This is a genomic window from Methanobrevibacter sp., from assembly GCF_045603845.1.
Taxonomy (GTDB): domain Archaea; phylum Methanobacteriota; class Methanobacteria; order Methanobacteriales; family Methanobacteriaceae; genus Methanocatella.
This window is the reverse complement of record NZ_JAZUMY010000084.1, coordinates 1-17,696: the sequence shown is the minus strand read 5'-3', so window position 1 is coordinate 17,696 and position 17,696 is coordinate 1. Positions and strand designations below refer to the sequence as shown.

At 34.2% G+C, this 17,696-nt stretch carries 17 protein-coding genes and 2 rRNA genes; 6 read left to right on the top strand and 13 right to left on the bottom strand.

Annotated features, from left to right (window positions below; all coding sequences use genetic code 11):
• From ACKI2W_RS08380 to cgi121, 4 genes are all read left to right on the top strand, one after another.
• Positions 1-177: ribosomal RNA gene (locus ACKI2W_RS08380) — 23S ribosomal RNA — on the top strand; the annotation flags it as partial.
• Between the two features lie 131 nt (positions 178-308).
• Positions 309-426, top strand: a 5S ribosomal RNA gene (gene rrf, locus ACKI2W_RS08375).
• Between the two features lie 76 nt (positions 427-502).
• A complete protein-coding gene (locus ACKI2W_RS08370; RefSeq protein WP_407381115.1) occupies positions 503-1,972 on the top strand; it encodes a (R)-citramalate synthase in 1,470 nt (489 codons plus the stop codon).
• A 5-nt stretch (positions 1,973-1,977) separates the two neighbouring features.
• Entirely contained in the window at positions 1,978-2,460 is a 483-nt protein-coding gene (cgi121, locus tag ACKI2W_RS08365; protein WP_407381113.1) for a KEOPS complex subunit Cgi121, read from the top strand.
• Here the strand turns inward: cgi121 and ACKI2W_RS08360 are convergent.
• Genes ACKI2W_RS08360 through ACKI2W_RS08340 form a run of 5 tightly spaced genes read right to left on the bottom strand, consistent with a single transcriptional unit; the run spans position 2,438 to position 6,382 of the window.
• The gene (locus ACKI2W_RS08360; protein ID WP_407381111.1) at positions 2,438-3,403 is read right to left on the bottom strand and encodes a DegT/DnrJ/EryC1/StrS family aminotransferase; all 966 of its coding nucleotides are present in this window, start codon (positions 3,401-3,403) and stop codon (positions 2,438-2,440) included. The two genes, cgi121 and ACKI2W_RS08360, sit on opposite strands and share 23 nt — an antisense overlap.
• A gap of 4 nt (positions 3,404-3,407) precedes the next feature.
• Positions 3,408-4,577 (bottom strand): hypothetical protein, encoded by a 1,170-nt coding sequence (locus ACKI2W_RS08355; RefSeq protein WP_407381109.1) that lies wholly within the window; start codon positions 4,575-4,577, stop codon positions 3,408-3,410.
• A 39-nt stretch (positions 4,578-4,616) separates the two neighbouring features.
• Entirely contained in the window at positions 4,617-5,543 is a 927-nt protein-coding gene (guaA, locus tag ACKI2W_RS08350; protein WP_407381107.1) for a glutamine-hydrolyzing GMP synthase, read from the bottom strand.
• Positions 5,544-5,552: 9 nt separating this feature from the next.
• On the bottom strand, positions 5,553-5,816 hold the full coding sequence (locus tag ACKI2W_RS08345) for a hypothetical protein (protein WP_407381105.1): 264 nt from the start codon (positions 5,814-5,816) through the stop codon (positions 5,553-5,555).
• A gap of 8 nt (positions 5,817-5,824) precedes the next feature.
• The gene (locus tag ACKI2W_RS08340) at positions 5,825-6,382 is read right to left on the bottom strand and encodes a GMP synthase subunit A (protein ID WP_407381103.1); all 558 of its coding nucleotides are present in this window, start codon (positions 6,380-6,382) and stop codon (positions 5,825-5,827) included.
• Between the two features lie 98 nt (positions 6,383-6,480).
• Here ACKI2W_RS08340 and ACKI2W_RS08335 point away from each other — a divergent pair, with 98 nt between their 5' ends.
• Positions 6,481-6,630, top strand: coding sequence for a hypothetical protein (locus tag ACKI2W_RS08335; protein WP_407381101.1), 150 nt, complete (start codon positions 6,481-6,483; stop codon positions 6,628-6,630).
• Positions 6,631-6,726: 96 nt separating this feature from the next.
• On the opposite strand, the gene ACKI2W_RS08330 is transcribed toward ACKI2W_RS08335, so the two are convergent.
• Positions 6,727-8,283: a hypothetical protein gene (locus ACKI2W_RS08330; protein ID WP_407381099.1), complete on the bottom strand. Its 1,557-nt coding sequence runs from the start codon at positions 8,281-8,283 to the stop codon at positions 6,727-6,729.
• A 352-nt stretch (positions 8,284-8,635) separates the two neighbouring features.
• Here ACKI2W_RS08330 and ACKI2W_RS08325 point away from each other — a divergent pair, with 352 nt between their 5' ends.
• Positions 8,636-9,400: a 4Fe-4S binding protein gene (locus ACKI2W_RS08325; RefSeq protein ID WP_407381097.1), complete on the top strand. Its 765-nt coding sequence runs from the start codon at positions 8,636-8,638 to the stop codon at positions 9,398-9,400.
• A gap of 297 nt (positions 9,401-9,697) precedes the next feature.
• On the opposite strand, the gene gatE is transcribed toward ACKI2W_RS08325, so the two are convergent.
• The 7 genes from gatE to ACKI2W_RS08290 all read right to left on the bottom strand — a co-directional run.
• Positions 9,698-11,563 carry a Glu-tRNA(Gln) amidotransferase subunit GatE gene (gene gatE / locus ACKI2W_RS08320; RefSeq protein ID WP_407381095.1) on the bottom strand — a complete coding sequence of 622 codons (1,866 nt, stop codon included), beginning with the start codon at positions 11,561-11,563 and terminating at the stop codon, positions 9,698-9,700.
• A 9-nt stretch (positions 11,564-11,572) separates the two neighbouring features.
• On the bottom strand, positions 11,573-12,883 hold the full coding sequence (gatD, locus tag ACKI2W_RS08315; protein ID WP_407381093.1) for a Glu-tRNA(Gln) amidotransferase subunit GatD: 1,311 nt from the start codon (positions 12,881-12,883) through the stop codon (positions 11,573-11,575).
• Between the two features lie 12 nt (positions 12,884-12,895).
• The gene (locus tag ACKI2W_RS08310; RefSeq protein ID WP_407381091.1) at positions 12,896-14,344 is read right to left on the bottom strand and encodes a 2-oxoacid:acceptor oxidoreductase family protein; all 1,449 of its coding nucleotides are present in this window, start codon (positions 14,342-14,344) and stop codon (positions 12,896-12,898) included.
• Positions 14,345-14,356: 12 nt separating this feature from the next.
• A complete protein-coding gene (locus ACKI2W_RS08305) occupies positions 14,357-15,472 on the bottom strand; it encodes a 3-methyl-2-oxobutanoate dehydrogenase subunit VorB (RefSeq protein ID WP_407381089.1) in 1,116 nt (371 codons plus the stop codon).
• Positions 15,473-15,760, bottom strand: a complete 288-nt coding sequence (locus ACKI2W_RS08300) for a 4Fe-4S dicluster domain-containing protein (protein WP_407381087.1) — start codon at positions 15,758-15,760, stop codon at positions 15,473-15,475. It lies immediately after the preceding gene.
• A gap of 9 nt (positions 15,761-15,769) precedes the next feature.
• Positions 15,770-17,437 (bottom strand): AMP-binding protein, encoded by a 1,668-nt coding sequence (locus ACKI2W_RS08295; protein WP_407381085.1) that lies wholly within the window; start codon positions 17,435-17,437, stop codon positions 15,770-15,772.
• A gap of 12 nt (positions 17,438-17,449) precedes the next feature.
• Positions 17,450-17,696: cupin domain-containing protein (locus ACKI2W_RS08290; protein ID WP_407381083.1), on the bottom strand; the 247-nt coding region annotated here is incomplete at its 5' end.

Here is a 17,696-nt window from a genome sequence, read left to right as displayed (position 1 = left end):
GGCAGCTACGCGCTAGGTGATAAAGGCTGAAAGCATCTAAGCCTGAGGTATCCCCTGAAAATAGATTGCTTAGGACGCGAGTAGAAGACTTGTTTGATGGGGTAGGGATGTAAGCTTCGAGGTTTTTTTTCCGAGTTGTTGAGTCCGCTGCTTCCAATTGTTCGCTTGCATTATTTTAATTGTTAGTAAACTTATACATTCTTAAAGAATGATATGTAGTTTAATAATAATTTGGTTAGGTGTTAACAGTAAGGGTGAAAGTTGCACTAATTATAATTTATTTTTCATACTCATATGTAATAGGTAAGTATTGCGGTCATAGCATGGGGGTTATACCTGGTCTCGTTTCGTTCCCAGTAGTGAAGTCCTTTTGTGTTTTGTTTGTGTACTATGGTTTTCTATGGGAATTTCATTTCGCTGCAAGCTTTCTCTATTACAATTATTTTACTATTTTTGATTTGTTTTTTTTTTATTGTTCTTATTTATCTATTTTGGTGATTTTATGAAAATTAAAGTTTTGGATACAACTTTACGTGATGGAGAACAAACTCCCGGTGTTTCTTTAACCTCTATGGAAAAATTAAGAATCGCTTCTAAATTGGATGAGATTGGTGTTGATTTTATCGAAGCCGGTTCTGCAATTACTTCTGAAGGTGAAAGAAAATCCATTAAAGAGATTACCTCTCAGGGGTTCAATGCTGAAATTTTAAGTTTTTCAAGACCTTTAACTACAGATATAGATTATTGTCTGGATTGTGATGTTGATGCTGTTAATTTGGTTGTTCCTACTTCAGATTTACATATCTTCGATAAGCTTAAAATCACTAAAGATGAATTAATCAAAATGTCCAATTCCGCTGTTGATTACTGTAAAGATCATGGGCTTGCTGTTGAATTATCTGCTGAAGATGCATCTCGAAGTGATGTGAATTTTTTAAGAAATGTTTTTTTAAATGGAATAGAACATGGTGCTGATAGAGTCTGTGTGTGTGACACTGTCGGAATTTTAACACCTGATGCTTCCTTTGAACTTTTCAATGCTTTGAGAGATATCGATGCACCAGTTTCATGTCATTGTCATAATGATTTCGGGCTTGCAGTTGCCAATACTCTGTCTGCTCTTAAAGGTGGTGCTGTCGAATTTCATTCTACGGTTAATGGTATAGGTGAACGTGCAGGCAATACCTCTTTTGAGGAATGTGTTGTCAGCATTGACCGTTTGCTGCCAGACTTTTCTACAGACATCAAGATTCATGAAATTTATGATATTTCTAAACTTGTTGCCCGTTTGACTGGTGTTTATATTCAGCCTAACAAGGCCATTGTTGGAGAAAATGCTTTTGCTCATGAATCAGGAATTCATTCAGACGGTATAATTAAAAATTCTGCTACTTATGAACCTATGACTCCAGAACTTGTAGGTCGTAGCCGCAAATTTATTATAGGAAAACATATGGGAACTCATGGGCTTGATTCAAGATTGAAGGAATTGGGATTGAATGTTGATAAGAATCAACTTCAGCAAATTTGCAATAATATCAAAGAACTTGCGGATAAAGGTAAGACAGTTACTGATGTTGATTTGCAGGCAATTGCGGATAATGTTTTGGATATCAATCATGAGGATAGAATTAAACTTGAGGATGTTACTATAGTATCCGGAAATAAGGTAATGCCTACCGCATCTGTTAAGTTAAATGTGGATGGAGAAGAGATTTTAAATGCTGGTGTCGGTATCGGTCCTGTGGATGCAGCAATTAACGCCATCAATTCTCTAGATATATTCAATGATATTGATTTCATAGAATATCACGTAGATGCTATTACCGGAGGTACGGATGCAATAATTGATGTAATAGTCAAGCTTCAGAAAGGAGATAGGATCATATCTGCAAGGGGTACTGAGCCAGACATCATTGATGCAAGTGTTAAAGCTTATATTTCAGGTGTTAATAGATTGCTTCAGGAGTAATTATTATGGATTTACAGATTTTAGGTTTTAAAGGCGAAATTTCTTCTGTAGGTGATACATTAAATCAGATTAATTCTATTAAAAAAGATGATGAGATTATTCAATTGCTGAATGCTGATGCCGTTGCCGGCGTTAGACATATTGAACATGGCGTAAATCAGGCAGTTCTTGCTTTTGAGAGAAGTCAGAATCTTGCCAATGATTTAAGTGTTGAAATATGTCTTCGATGTTCTGCTCAAAGACAGATTTCCCGTGCTTTTGATTTATTGGGACTCAAGGAAGGACCAATGAATCTATGTGTAATTTTAATTGGCTGTGATGATTATACTTCAGAGTTATCCTCATTATTTGCTTTGGATGAGAGTGTTTTAAGTCCTAATATTGATAGCTTAAAGGAGATTTATTCAATTAATGATGAAGAATTGGAAATAATGGATGTTGAAGACATTTTAATTGACAGGATATCTAGGCTTGTTGCAGATTATTAACTGCATCGATTATCTTATCCAAATATTCATTTTTGAGGCAATTATAATTTAAATTTTTTATTTCAATCGAAATGGCTTTTGTTTTTACCCTGTTGTAATTAGGACATTTATTGATAAATCCGCTTTTATTTATCGGCAATTGTTTTTTCAGTTCCCAAGTTTTTTGCTTGGCATCATCGTCCAATATAATTAAATTAACGCCTCTTTTTTCATTATGTATTGAGTCAGGAATGTGTTTTTTTAGATGCTCTGTTGCATTTAATGTGAGTTGAAGATTATTTTTCACATCTTTAATTTCTTCATGTATACCACTACATATAATTTCATTAGTTTTGCTTAATTTTAATGGAAGTGATGTTTCATCAAATAAATTTTCATCATTGGTTGTGATAAATCCGCCTGATCCAACATTAATCATTTTTGGCTGTCCTGTTGATGCAATAACAATATCTGAAATTTTGCAGTTTCCTAATAATTCCTTTTCATCGCCGATTCCTGCCGATGCATCTTCAATTGTTGTTATTCCATTATTTTTACAATATTTAGAAATGCTTTTAGTGTCCTGTTCGCCAGTATAGCCTGCGAAACTTGTAAATATTAACGCGGAATTATCTGGAATATCCATTTCATTCAATTCATTTGGATTGATAATTCCCAAATCAGTTTTAAGAGAGATTATTTCCTTTCCTAAAAATTTGGCAATCTGTTTAAATCCATGCCATCCTCCTTGATCCGGAATGATAACACTTCCTTTCACAGAACTTAAGGCTACAAAAATGCTGTTATTTCCGCTTGAAGTAACTTTTGCAAATTCGGAATTTGTCAGTTCCTTTATTTTTTCTTCACATTCCTTTTCAAAATTAATGTTATCCAGTTTTCCAAGTGCAACGTCAGACATTATTTTTTTCGTTTCTTTTTTGGGAGATTTGAATTCAAACATCATATTATCATTTTTTAAAGTACATATCCAGAGTGGTCTGTTTTGTGTGAAGCATTTCGTTCATCAGAGTACCTTGTTTTACATATTTGCTTATTGGAATAGTTAATTTAGTTCCTGCATATTTTAAACATTCATTTAAAGTTTCAAATTCTTTATATGGCTTTTGCATAGCCTCTTTAATATTTTCCCTAACATTAAATACACCTAATGGAACATATCCTTCATAAGCTTCTCTTAAAATCAATAATCCTGATTGCTTTTTATTTTTCAGCAAATAATCAAGAACTGCCATTTTTGCGGTATAATAACATCCTCCGACAATGGAATATTCTTTTTTACCGCCGTTTGTTTCATAATCCGAATATATCAGCTCTTCATTACCCATAATTTTAATAAATGCTTCGTACCATTCGTATTGCCATTCCGTAGGTGTTAAAATGATTACATAATAATTGTTAAGGCTTCCGAATTCATAGACTCTGTATGTATCAATCTTTTCGAATTTTCTTACTTCTTTTAAAAACTGATCTGCCAATGTTGAATCGCAAGCGGTAATTGACCATCTTGTTGGAACCAATTTTCTTTTGTTTTTAGTTCCTATTGCCCCAACTGAAAATGCTTTTTGCATCGCGCTAAATGGAACTTCTTTATTGTGCAGGTTTACAACCGCATCAATTGCTTTCAAGTCAGTATCATAAAATGTCTTTTCAAGCTGCCTGTCCCATTTGACCGCATCAATATCAAATCTTTCAATGACTGCACTTGGGCCGTGAGGCATGCTGTCTTCACTTAGCATTGATCCTGTAGGTGTTTTTCCAAAAGTAGCTTCGCTGTCAATTGAGGTTGATGCAAGGGAAATATCCTGAAGTTTTTCAACGAAGGGATTTTCCAAATCATCTATTTTAATCAACTGTTTTCCACGTACAAGATTCATACGATAATTAATAATGTCCTCTTGCTGCTTATTCTGGCCAATCCATGATTCCGGTGAATCCATAATGGATGTGTCTCCGGCTTCTCCGACCATCATAGGTCCAGCATAAACTTTTGGATAAGACCATCTTCCAATAAAAACGGATGGTGGGGTACTTCCTTCGAGATTTTTTCCAACCTTAACAGATTTCATCTGTATCTGTTCGGTTAATTTGGCCAAATAAGCATTTTTAGATGTAATCATAATAATAAATAAAAAAAGTTAAGAGAATAAATCTCTTATTTAACAAAATTCGATAGTTGCTGGTGGTTTGTCACTTATTGATAAAGCAACATGAGTTACTTCTGATATTTCAGAGGTTATTCTTTTTGAGATGGTTTGAACAACATCCCAAGGCAATTGCGGAACATATGCAGTCATTGCATCAACGGAATTAACTATTCTTACAATAACCAGATATCCGAAGTCTCTTTGGTCTCCTTTTACACCAGTGGCTTTGCTGTCAGTCAATACGGCGAAATATTGCCATACTTCTTCATCAAGTCCTGCCTTCTCAACTTCGTCACAGACAATTTTATTTGCTTTTCTACAGATTTCAACATTTTCTCTTGTTAAGTCTCCGATAACTCTAACTCCAAGTCCTGGTCCTGGGAAAGGTTGTCTGTAAACGGTTGTTTTCGGTAAATCCAGTTCATCACCAATTTCTCTTACTTCGTCTTTGTATAAATCACGGATTGGTTCACATAATTCCAATTCCATTCCACTTGGAAGTGCTAGATTATGGTGTGATTTGATTTTTCCATCACTTTCAATCCAATCTGGGGCAATAGTACCTTGAACTAAATATTTTGCTCCTGATTTGATAGCTTCTCTTTCAAAGACTTCGATGAATACTCTTCCGATGATTTTTCTTTTTTCTTCAGGATCTTCAACACCTGCAAGCTGATCCATAAATTCATCTGAAGCGTCAACAAATTTGAAATTTAATCTGTCTTTGAATGTATTGGTAACCTGTTCAACTTCTCCTTCTCTTAAAAGACCATGGTCAACAAAAACAGCAGTCAAATTATCACCGATAGCTTCCTGAACTAAAACAGAACAAACTGAACTGTCAACTCCTCCAGAAAGTGCTATAATTGCTTTTTCATCACCAATTTGGTCTTTGATTTTTTGAATTGCATCTTCAATAAATTCTTTTGGGCTTAACATTATAATCACTTACTCTTCTTCTTCATCTTCTTCTTCATAATCTTCAATGATTTGTTTGATGATGGATTCCAAACCAGTATCATTTCCAGCTTCTAAAGCTTCAAAGATTTCATCATATTTGACATATTTTTCTAATTTAACTGATTTTGCTCCAATACCGGAAATTCTAAAACCGTATTCTTCATCACCAATTGGTATGTTGACATATTGTTTTTTTAATCCTGCTTTATTTTCCAATGCTTTTTCCTTTAAGTCTTCTGCGTTATTAATCATCGTTACACCTATTGTTTACATATTTTATAGAAATTTTCAAATATCTGGGATCCTTTTGGGGTATGGTGTACTTCCGGATGGAATTGTATTCCATACACCTCTTTATCTTTATGTTTAAAGGATTCGATATCACATAATTTTGAATTAGCTAAGATTTCAAATTCATCGGGGATGCTTTTGACTTCATCCTTATGGGATGACCAAACTTCCATTTCTGGAGCCAGTCCCTCAAATAAATTTTCATCATTATTAATATTAATTTTAACTTGAGCATAACTTTCAGTGTTTGAAGTAGATACTTCTCCACCATATGTTTTAGCAATTAACTGGTGACCAAGACATATTCCTAAAATAGGTATGTCAAAGTACTTAATGTATTCTTCACTGTTTCCTGCTCCTTCAAGTGAAGGGCCTCCGCCTAAAATCAAACCTGTAGGATTTTTAGCTTCGATTTCTTCAATACTTAATGTATTTGACACCAATTCGGAATCAATTTTTAAATATTGTAAACTGCGCTGAATTCTATGGTTATATTGACCTTTATTATTAATCACTATGATTGTCATGTTATGCTCCAAAATATTATATTATTATTTTTGGCTTTTTTCATTTATTATACTTTGTATCAAAACTTTAAATACTAGTGATAATATAATAATTTTACATGGAACTTAGAGATTTAGCATTTGTAATTATTGCAATATTAATTGCAGTTGTGATTTTAAAGATATTTATGTGGTTATTGCCTGTAATTATTGTTTTAGTAATTGCATTTTTCATTTATATCTATTTATCTGAGAGATATAACTATTAGATATTTTTGTTGTATATTCAACTATACAACATTCTAAATTTTCGCTTTTTTGGAAAAAGTATTATTTAAAATTAAAAAAAGAAAAAATAATAAGAATTAGTCTTTCTTACTATTTCTATAATATCCATATCCTAATATGATTAAAATAATTAAAATTGCTGCTATATATGGTAGTGGTGATTGTTCGGTCTGTTTTGCAACATCTTTTTTAACTATTTCATGTGCATTGTTTTGTCCGGCACTGCTTTCGGATGATTCTTGATTTTGGGATTCACTATTCTGTGCGTTATCTAAACCAATATTTGTGTCTAAGACAGTTGTGGAGTTATTTTGAGCATTTGCACTTTCAATAATATTTACAATTATTTCATCCAAAGTATTTGCGTTAGTATTAACAGCATCACTGTTTGTATTTTCAGGTATTGTAGTATTGCTTTGTGTGTTGTTTGTGTTTTCAGGTATTGTTGCATTGGTGGTGTTATCAATATTTTTATCAGTATTGTTTGTTTCGTTGATAACTTCTGGAATTTCAGTATCGTTAGTTTTTTCTTCAGGAACAGGATTATTATTTTCTGGATTTGAAGTTTCTTCTTTTGGAGTTACTGTAATAGTATTTCCATTTTCATCAAGGAATGTTGTAGGATTATTTATTAAATCATTAGTGATAAATGCCTTATTCCAACCATCACTATTTGGATCGATATCCCAATAATTATTATTGAAATTTGTTCCTGTTGCAGTTGTTTCATCAGCGTAAACCAGAGATCCAACTTTGGCAGTATTTCCTTCAATGTAATTGTTTTCAAATATAACAGTTGACGGAATGTGAGGAGTTTCTTCAGCAATATAGATTACACCACCTTTTCTTAAAGCACTATTGTTAATGATTTTTGAATTGGTAACCGTTAATGGTCCGGATGTAATCATCGCCCCACCTTGTGTTCCAGCATAATTGTTAGAAATCGTACAATTGTTAACTGTTAATTCACCTGGCCAGTTATAAAGAGCCCCACCCCATTCTTTTGCGGTATTGTTGTCAAAAGTACAGTTTTCAGTTAATGTAGTTGAATAAACTCCAACACGTACAGATCCGCCGTCACGTTCTGCATAATTTGATTTGAATACTGAATTGTAAACATATGAGTTTCCCCAATATGTGGCGAGTGCACCCCCATCATGGTATGCGGTATTATTGATAAAATTACAATTGGTAGCATTTAAGAATCCGTAATTGGTAAATACTTGCCATTTTATTCTGTGTTGCTCTCCAGCAATGTCAATAGCGCCACCGTTTTCTCTAGCACTATTATTGAAGAAATTACAACTGTCAACGTAAATTTGTCCACCTAATTCTGAATGAATCGCTCCACCATAATCTGGACTTTTCCCGTTGATGAATGTAAGATTAAAGAATTTTACTTGGCTAACGGAGTTAACTAATATGATGGTATTTTTATGGTCCCCATCGATTATTACTCCATCTGCACTTCCAATTCCCTGTAAAGTAATATTTTTATCAATTTTTATTCCTGATTCGACATATGTTCCTGGTGATAAAAATATTGTATCATTATCACTTACAGTGTTTACAGCGTCTTGTATGGACATTGAATTGTCAATCGTCACATTTTCAGCAGAAACATAAGGAATCATTATTAAGCATAAAAAAATTAATAAGATTAGGCCTTTCTTTATATTTTCACCTCCTTTGAATATAATTATTTAAATATGAATTTATAAAGTTTTTCATTGATGTTACTTTTTTTATCATCGTAAATTATGGATTATTTGTCATAAATTCATTTTTTATTGATTATTTTTAGTTTTTGATTGCATAATATTATTTATAATGTAATTTAATCTTTTTAGATTATTTTTTATATTATTATTGAATTTTTAAAATAATTTATATTATGTTAATGTTTGCTTATTCATATCAATGGTTACGTTTTGGTTACAAAATCTTTAAATATCTATTTTTTTAACAATAAAGCAAGGTGATAGAATGTTACCATTTAAAAAAGTTTCAAAAATATATTTTAGTCCATCAGGAACTACTAAAAGAGTTGTTGATGAAATAGCAAAAAATTTCGAGCTTGACAATGAAAATTATGATTTGTTGAGTTTTGATGATAGTGTGAATTTTGATGATGAACTTGTTATTGTAGGAATGCCAGTTTTTGATGGCAGACTTCCAAAAATGGCAAGGGACCGTTTATCACAATTAAAAGGAAATAATACAAAAGCAGTGGCTGTAATTAACTATGGCGGTTTAGGTTATGGTGATGCTTTGTTGGAATTGGTGGATTTGCTTAAAGAGAATAATTTTGACGTCATTGGAGCAGCTTCAACTGTCAGTAAACATTCATTATTCAATGAAATTGCTTCAAAAAGGCCTGATAATCTGGATATGAAAATGCTTAATGAGTTTTCACAAAATCTGATTGAAAAATTGGAATCTGGAAAAACAAATGAAATTTTTGTCTCAGGTCAAAAGCCTTTTGCAGATTATGTGAATCATTCATTTGATGTGAAATGCGATGAAAATCTCTGTGTTTACTGTAATGACTGTGTATATACATGTCCTGTTGAGGCTATTGAGGAGGATAATCCTATTGAAACAAATCTTGATTTGTGCGACAACTGCAGTCTGTGCATTAACATTTGCAGTGAAAATGCAAGATCTTTTGATGGTGAAAATTATTTTGCCGAAAAGGAAAATGCCATGGAAAATGATATGTCTCGAAAGGAAATGGAATTTTTCATGTAAAAAGAGATAATATGGGGTGTTTTTTCGCACAGTAAACACCCTGTACTTTGGAAAATTATATTGGCAGATAATATTTTCCATTTTTATCAAATTAGAAAATTGTGGAAAACTAACTTGATAATAATTTGAAGAGTTATATGGACAATAATGTAATCCAAGAAATGTGTTTTTTAGGTTATCCTAAATTTTACATCTCTAGTTATAATGTTATATCTTATACTATATAAAAGTTTCTATTTTTTTAGGTTTACCTAAAATTTAAAAAAAGAGATTTTTGGAAAACTCTTTGGAGCTTCCCTATATTAATTTTTGAATTTCTTCACGAACGATTTTGTTAACGAGACTACCGTCGGCTTTTCCTTTGAGCTGTTTCATACTCATACCCATTAAAGGACCCATAGCACCCATTTGACGTTCTTTTACCATAGCTTCGTTATTGGCAACAATGTCTGCAATGATTTTGGCCACATCCTCTTCGCTGAGCATTGTTAAATTATTTGTTTCAGCGATTTTTGAGACGTCTTCATCAGGATTTTTGATTGTTTCGATAGTTAATTTGCGAACGCTGTCTTTTGCAATTTTGCTTTCGGATAATAATGTGAATATTCCTTTGAAGTGATCTAAAGTTAATATGTTGGTGTCATATCCTTCTCTTTTGATTTCACGCAAATCATATGCAAGAAGTGATGCTACAGGAGTCGCATCCACATCAACATCTTTCAGGATATCTTCAAAAGTGTCTGCGGTTTGTCTTTTAACAAGCTGCGTAGCTAAATCTTCACTTAATGAGTATTGCTCAACGATTCTTTCTTGTTTAACGTCAGGCAATTCAGGCAAGTTGTTTGCAATAGGTTCAACTCTTTCAGAAGTTATTTTAAATAATGGAATGTCTGTTTCCAAATACATCCTGTTTGCTGTAGGAAGCGGCCTCATATATTCTGTATTACCGTCATCTAAAGCTTTACGGGTTTCTTCTACAACACCGTCCAGACCTAATTGTGCTCTTCTTTTAACTTCTTCCAGTGCAGATATTGCAATGTCTTCATCGTGGGCCACTATAATGAATGCATCATCATCACCAATATCTAGATATTCGGTTACTTTATCAACCTCTTCCTGTGTTATTCCGTATGCTGGAAGTTCATCACTATGGAAGATGCCTGATACTCCACGTTTTTTAGCATAACTTGCAATTTCAGTACCAAATCTTCTTCCTGGTTGTACTTCACGACCAATCAATCCATCAAATCCTTTTAAAACAACCGCTTTAATAGTTTGCGCTGATTTTAAAATTTTGGATTCGGTATCTGTGAATAGTTCATCCAAATCATGGATCTCTTCAAGGACTTCCGCATTTCTTTCAGTTAATTGTTTTTTAATGTCAATTAGTTCAAGCTGTCTTGTAACTTCACGATTCACGATTTCTGCCATTAAGTCCAAATCCTGCACACCTTTGATTTCAACACGTGCGCCTTCAGCAATTGAAATGTTTAAATCCTGTCTGATTGTACCGAGACCTCTTTTAACGTTAGTGCTTCTTAAAATTTGACCGAGCATATATGCAACTTCTCTTACCTGATCAGGGTGGTGCATTGAAGGGTCAGTTGTAATTTCAGCCAATGGAATACCTAATCTGTCTAATCTGAATTCGGTAAATCCGTCTTTGGTTTCAACTCTTCTTGCAGCATCCTCTTCAAGACCAAGGCTTTCAATTATTACTCTTCCATAAGGAGTATCTAAATAACCATCAGTTGCAACCATACCTGTTCTTTGAAAACCGCCAGTATTACTTCCGTCAATAACTTGTTTTCTCATTGTATGGAATTCATCAACAATATGCATATTCATTAAGCATGCGATAGTAATACAGATATCCAGTGCTTCTTCATTTAGGCTGTGAGGTGGTTCATCATCGTTTTCAACAAGGCAAGTGTGTTTTTCAAAGTTTTCATATTTGAAATTCAGTCCTCTTAATGATTCCTGTAAAGCTGCCCTGTCAATTTCCCCTAGTTCTGATTGTGTTGGCCTTAATTTTCTTTGAACCAATTCATCAAAATCATCATCAACAAGTTCTGTTTTACAAGGACAGAATAATTTATGCTCACTGTTTAATTGTTGGTGAATTTCAAGTCCCATTTTTAATCCTAATTTTTCATAATCCATATTAACACCCTAGTTTAAGAAATCTCTGATTGAAGATTTTTTACTAAATTCACCTGCAATATTTTCTTGCATAATCTCTTTCACTTTATTGTAATCGTCGCTTTGACCTAATGCCCAGCATAATTTTACATAAGTCGTTTCAGGAGTCATGTCAAGTCCGGATATCACACCTGCATCAAGTATTTCACGGCCGGTTGAGTAAACATTCATATTCACCCTACCATAAAGGCACTGTGATGTCATGATGACAGGTATATTCTCATCTTGTGCTCTTTTAAATGAGTCAATCATGTTATTCGGAACATGTCCAAGACCGGTTCCTTCAATAACAAGCCCTTTATATCCTTTGTCAATGTGATATTCAATATATTCTTCAGATATTCCCGGAAAACTTTTAATGAATCCGACTTTTTCTTCAATAGCAGTATTCATCTCCAAGTCATTTTCTCCTCTTTTAGTATAATTATATTCCGGATTAGTAGTGATTTTTTTATCTTCGATTTTTGCTATCGGCTGAGCGTTAATGCTTCTGAAGGTATCTCTTCTGCTTGTGTGCATTTTTCTAACCTTAGTGCCTTTGTGTAAGAATGTATATTTGTCATTAAGACTTCCGTGCATACAGACACATACTTCCGCAATATCTGATTTCGCAGCAATCACAGAATCAATTAAGTTAATGTTGGCGTCGCTTGAAGGTCTGTCCGAACTTCTTTGAGCACCAGTGATAATTATTGGAACTGGGGTTTTTAACATGAAGCTTAATGCAGCTGATGTATAATGCATTGTATCGGTTCCATGGGCGATTACAACACCGTCTGTGCCTTCTGAAATGTCGTTCGCTATTTCTTTGGCTGCTTTAACCCAGTATTCAGGCTTCATATTTTCACTTAATATATTATATAATGCCTTAACGTTATAATTAGCATAATCCAGTAATTCAGGGTTGGCTTTTACCAAGTCTGATGCTGTAAATGCAGGATGCACAGCTCCAGTCCTGTAATCAATAACTGAAGACACGGTTCCTCCGGTGGATACGATTGAGATGTTTTGTTTTGAGTCATCTTTTGGAATTTCAGTTTTGTCAAATCCAATTTTAGGCTTTTCCCCTTTTTCAATTAGCTCGGCAGTAGTATTTTCAATAGCTACTCCAATGTTATAACCGCTTGATAGTTTTAAAACTAAATATCCATCATCAGCGTCTTCTGGTCTATCAAGCAAAATACCAGTATAAGAGATATCCTCCTTGTTTAATTTGATTTTATCTCCTATACCTAAACCATTATTTTCAATAAATTCTTTAGCATTTTGTTTATAGGTCATATAATCACACTACTATGAATTGTCTTTAATCCATTTAGCTCCAGCATGCAATACATCGATATTGACATCAATGACTTTAGGTTTTGAAGCAAACATTTCTTTAATAGCATTTTCGTAAGATTCAGCTTTCAATACATCTGTTAATTCAGTTAATGCACCTAAAAGTGCAGTATTTGCAGTTCTGGCATTTCCATGTTCTTCTGCAATATCAACACAAGGCATTGGAATAACTTTAACGTTCCTGTCCGTTGTGAACTCTCCGATGTGTGAATCGTAAAGTATGGTTCCTCCTTCTTTCACATCCTGTGAGAACTGCTCTAGGGAAGGCTTGTTCAACGCAATGAGAATATCCATTTCGTCAACTACAGGAGTTCCTATTGTTTCATTGGATATCACTACTGAACAGTTTGATTTTCCTCCTCTTTGTTCTGGTCCGTAGCTAGGATACCAGGATACATGTTTTCCTTCGGCACATGCTGCCTGTGCTATGGTAAGTCCTGCACTTAAGACTCCTTGTCCTCCGAATCCGCTGACTTTAATGCTCACTGGCTTAATGTCCTCATCAACGTATCCTGATCCTTCTTCTCTTTTTACATTAAATATTTTATCCAATGATTCTTTGCTGAAATCACTGGCAGGTCTTTGGATAGGTTCTTTTTTGTATAAGTTATTTCTGAAGTTTTTAACAGGGAATTCTTTTTCCATCTGTTCTTCAATAAATTTCTGAGCACTTGCAACATCCTGTTTTAAGTTTGTAGGACAAGGTGATAATATTTCAACGAAGGAATATCCTTTTCCTTCTTTCTGGACTGTCAATGCCTGTTTGATTGCATATTTGGCAAGCCTGATTTTCAGTGGATTTGCAAGGGATACTCTTTCAATGAATACGGGTGCTTTTAATGTGTTGATCAATTCACACATGTGTGTAGGGTGTCCTGCATAGTCAGGATCTCTTCCGCTCTGACAGGTGACTGTCTTTTCACCAATTAGTGTTGTAGGTGCCATCTGGCCACCGGTCATTCCGTAAACAGTGTTGTTTACAAAGAATACCGCAATTTTTTCTCCACGATTTGCAGCCTGTAAAGTTTCGTTCAAACCGATTGATGCTAAATCTCCATCTCCCTGGTAACTCATTACAATCGCATTGTCTTCTGCTCTTGAAATACCTGTAGCTACTGCAGGAGCTCTTCCGTGTGCGGTCTGGTAGTTTCCACAGTTAAAGTAGAAGTAAGCATACACTGAACATCCGACAGGTGAAATCATAACACATCTTTCCTGTATTCCAAGCTCATCCATACATTCAGCAATCAATTTATGTATAATTCCATGTCCACAACCTGCACAGTAGTGAGTTGATGTGATGTTGGTTCCTTTTCTGGGATATTCTTCTAAAAGGGATTGTGGATTTCTGCGTATCTGTAATTCATAATTGTCATTGTTTTTTAAATCTTCTAGTTTCATTTTTCCACATCCTTAATCGATAATATTCGGGCTGGCCTTTTCGCTGCTTCTTTTTGAAGTATCTAAATTTTCATCTTCAAAGCCAGCTATTTCATAGATTTTTGCAAGCACATGTTTGAGTTCTATTAGGTTTCCGCCCATCCTGTTTACAAGATGAGTGTCCTCTTTTCTCAATGCTGCAAATTGAACGTCTTCTAATAATTGTCCGTTACTCATTTCAACAGATATGAAACTTACTCCTTTGTCGGATAGTTCTTTGATTCTTTCTGTTGGGAATGGAGATAATGTTATTGGTCGTAAAAGTCCGACTTTCAATCCATTTTCACGACTTTTATCAACAGCAGACCTTGCAATTCTTGAACTTATACCATAGGATACTAAAACAATGTCGGCATCGTCTATCTGGTATTCATCAACAATAACTTCTTCAGCATCAATTTTCGCATATTTTTCCTGAAGCTCATAGTTGAAATCTTCCAGTTCATCAAAGTCATTATAAATTGAAGTAATGAGGTTTTCCATTGTAGCTTTATTTCCTCTTACTGCCCAGGATTCATCCATTTCCGGTTCAATGGCTTCTGTTGGGAATACTAATGGTTCGGCCATTTGTCCGAGTGTTCCGTCAGCTAGGACAACTACTGGATTTCTCCATTTGTCTGCCAATTCAAATGCTTTCATTGTTAAATCACACATTTCCTGAACGCTGTTTGGAGCTAAAACTATATTTTTGTAGTTTCCATGACCTCCACCTTTTACAATCTGATTATAGTCCCCTTGTTCTGGGCCGATATTTCCAAGTCCAGGACCTGCTCTCATAATATCAACAATAACGGCAGGCAATTGTGCACCGGCAAGGTAGGTAAAACCTTCCTGCATTAAACTGATTCCTGGTCCGGATGAAGCGGTCATCACCCTGTGGCCTGTACCGGATGCTCCATAAACCATATTGATGGAGGCTTCTTCACTTTCTGCCTGTACAAAGTTTCTTCCGACCATCGGGAAGTATTTTGATGCTTCGTGTAAAATTTCACTTGCAGGAGTAATTGGATATCCGAAGAAACAATCACAGCCAGCATACATTGCTCCTATAATAACTGCAGTATTTCCCTTTACCATTTGATTACTCATTTATTTTCCCCCTTTATTAGCTACTTTAGCTTTAATCATTTTACCAATTTTATCGTCAACAATTTTTTTATATTGGTGTACTTCAAGTGCTAATGGTTCTGGACAAGTAAAATAACAGTCTTTACATCCCGTACATCCATTTCCACTATAATAAGCATATTGATATCCTGCATTATTCATTTCATCTGAAAGCAAGATTGCATTTTGAGGACATCCGACAATACATCTCTGACATCCTTTGCATTCTTCTATATTAATAACAGGAAAAGATATCTCTTCATCAGTCATTTTAATCTCCTATTGGTTTTTGTCTTTATTTCTGATTTCTACCCTTCTTATTTTACCACTGATTGTTTCTGGAATTTCATCAACGTATTCAATCATTCTTGGGTATTTATAAGGGGCTGTAACACGTTTAACATGATTTTGTATGTCTTTTGTAAGTTCTTCTGAAGGCTCGAAGCCTGGTTGTAATATAATTGTTGCTTTGACAATTTGGCCTCTAACTTCATCAGGATAAGCAGTAATTGCACAGTTGGTAACTGCTTCGTGAGATAACACAGCACTTTCCACTTCATATGGTCCAATACGGTATCCTGAAGATTTGATTATGTCATCGTTTCTTCCGACAAAGTGAACGTATCCGTCTTCATCAATCCATGCTGTATCTCCGCAGTGGTAGTATCCATCATGAATCTGTTGTGCTTGTTTAACAGAATCTTTATAATATTCCTTAAATAATCCGGGATTGTGAGAATCTTCATCTAATTTAAAACAAAGTTCTCCTTCCTCACCAATTTCTACTTTTTTATCATTTTCATCTAATAATTCTAAATTAAATAAGGGGGAAGGTTTTCCAATTGAACCTAATTTTGCATCCAACCATATAAATGTTCCAATGGATAATGTAGTTTCAGTTTGGCCGAATCCTTCTTTAATAGTTAAACCAGAAATATCTTTGAATCTTTTGGATACTTCCGGAGGGAGAGGTTCTCCTGCTGTTGCAACATAAGTAATGTTTGAAAAATCATATCCCTCAATTTTTTCTTTAATTAGGAATCTATAAACTGTTGGTGGAGCACAGAATGTTGTTACTTTATTTTCAATAATTTTTTCAAGTAATTTAATCCCATTGAACCTAACATAATCGTAAATGAATACTGCTGTGCCTGCAATCCATTGTCCATAGAGATTTCCCCAAACTGCTTTTCCCCAACCCGTATCAGATGCAGTATGGTGAATACCGTCTTCTACAACATTCTGCCAGTATTTTGCAGTGGGAATATGTCCTAATGCATATGTATGTTTATGTGAAACCATTTTTGGAAGGCCGCTTGTTCCTGATGTGAAATAAATAAGAAATATTTCTTCTGCATATGTTTTTTCTTCACCAGTAGGTCTTTCAAATTCTGGGCTTTGATTTTCAATGGCTTTATTGAAATTAATCCATCCTTCTCTGTCGGTTTCAATTACAAGTTTTGTTAAGTCAGTATCTAATTCTTTTTCAGCTTCTTCATAATCTGGAAGTAATGTGTCTTCTTCAACAGACACCACAAGTTTTACTTCGGCCTGTTTTAATCTGAAATCAATATCATGAAGCTTTAACATATGGGTTGCTGGAATGGCTATTGCACCAATCTTGTGTAGTGCAACCATGCAGAACCACCATTCATATCTGTTTTTTAAAGTAAGCATTACTTTATCGCCTTTTTGGATACCTAAACTTTTAAATAGGTTTGCAGTTCTATTGGAGTACTCTTTCATATCCTTAAATGTGAAAGTATGTTTTTCTTCATCATTAGTCCAAATTAATGCGATTTTGTCTGGGTCAATTTCAGCATATTTGTCCACTACATCAAATCCAAAGTTAAAATCGTCATTATATTTTAATTTAAAATTTTTGAAAAAATCTTCATAAGAGTCAAAATCAACTCTTTCAACAAAATCTCCTATTACAGATGTCATATTAACTACCCTCTACATTAATACAGCTAAAAATTTAGCCGGTTTGTCATTTAGCGCTACCATTGCATGTCTATGTGTTGAATCAAAAAATATTGAATCATCTTCATTTAAAATAATTTCGTTATTGTGTATGTAAATTTTAACTGTTCCTTCAATAACATAATTGAATTCTTGTCCTGGATGTGAATTTAATGAAGGAATTGGATTTTTTTCAGGATCTACTGTAACTAAAAAAGTTTCTGCTTTTTTGTGAATAAAT

What these genes read in the sequence shown, in the direction of transcription:
- ACKI2W_RS08370 (WP_407381115.1), top strand. Translation starts at nt 503, where the DNA reads ATGAAAATTAAAGTTTTGGATACAACTTTACGTGATGGAGAACAAACT.
- cgi121 (WP_407381113.1), top strand. Translation starts at nt 1,978, where the DNA reads ATGGATTTACAGATTTTAGGTTTTAAAGGCGAAATTTCTTCTGTAGGT.
- ACKI2W_RS08360 (WP_407381111.1), bottom strand. Translation starts at nt 3,403, where the DNA reads ATGATGTTTGAATTCAAATCTCCCAAAAAAGAAACGAAAAAAATAATG.
- ACKI2W_RS08355 (WP_407381109.1), bottom strand. Translation starts at nt 4,577, where the DNA reads ATGATTACATCTAAAAATGCTTATTTGGCCAAATTAACCGAACAGATA.
- guaA (WP_407381107.1), bottom strand. Translation starts at nt 5,543, where the DNA reads ATGTTAAGCCCAAAAGAATTTATTGAAGATGCAATTCAAAAAATCAAA.
- ACKI2W_RS08345 (WP_407381105.1), bottom strand. Translation starts at nt 5,816, where the DNA reads ATGATTAATAACGCAGAAGACTTAAAGGAAAAAGCATTGGAAAATAAA.
- ACKI2W_RS08340 (WP_407381103.1), bottom strand. Translation starts at nt 6,382, where the DNA reads ATGACAATCATAGTGATTAATAATAAAGGTCAATATAACCATAGAATT.
- ACKI2W_RS08335 (WP_407381101.1), top strand. Translation starts at nt 6,481, where the DNA reads ATGGAACTTAGAGATTTAGCATTTGTAATTATTGCAATATTAATTGCA.
- ACKI2W_RS08330 (WP_407381099.1), bottom strand. Translation starts at nt 8,283, where the DNA reads ATGATTCCTTATGTTTCTGCTGAAAATGTGACGATTGACAATTCAATG.
- ACKI2W_RS08325 (WP_407381097.1), top strand. Translation starts at nt 8,636, where the DNA reads ATGTTACCATTTAAAAAAGTTTCAAAAATATATTTTAGTCCATCAGGA.
- gatE (WP_407381095.1), bottom strand. Translation starts at nt 11,563, where the DNA reads ATGGATTATGAAAAATTAGGATTAAAAATGGGACTTGAAATTCACCAA.
- gatD (WP_407381093.1), bottom strand. Translation starts at nt 12,883, where the DNA reads ATGACCTATAAACAAAATGCTAAAGAATTTATTGAAAATAATGGTTTA.
- ACKI2W_RS08310 (WP_407381091.1), bottom strand. Translation starts at nt 14,344, where the DNA reads ATGAAACTAGAAGATTTAAAAAACAATGACAATTATGAATTACAGATA.
- ACKI2W_RS08305 (WP_407381089.1), bottom strand. Translation starts at nt 15,472, where the DNA reads ATGAGTAATCAAATGGTAAAGGGAAATACTGCAGTTATTATAGGAGCA.
- ACKI2W_RS08300 (WP_407381087.1), bottom strand. Translation starts at nt 15,760, where the DNA reads ATGACTGATGAAGAGATATCTTTTCCTGTTATTAATATAGAAGAATGC.
- ACKI2W_RS08295 (WP_407381085.1), bottom strand. Translation starts at nt 17,437, where the DNA reads ATGACATCTGTAATAGGAGATTTTGTTGAAAGAGTTGATTTTGACTCT.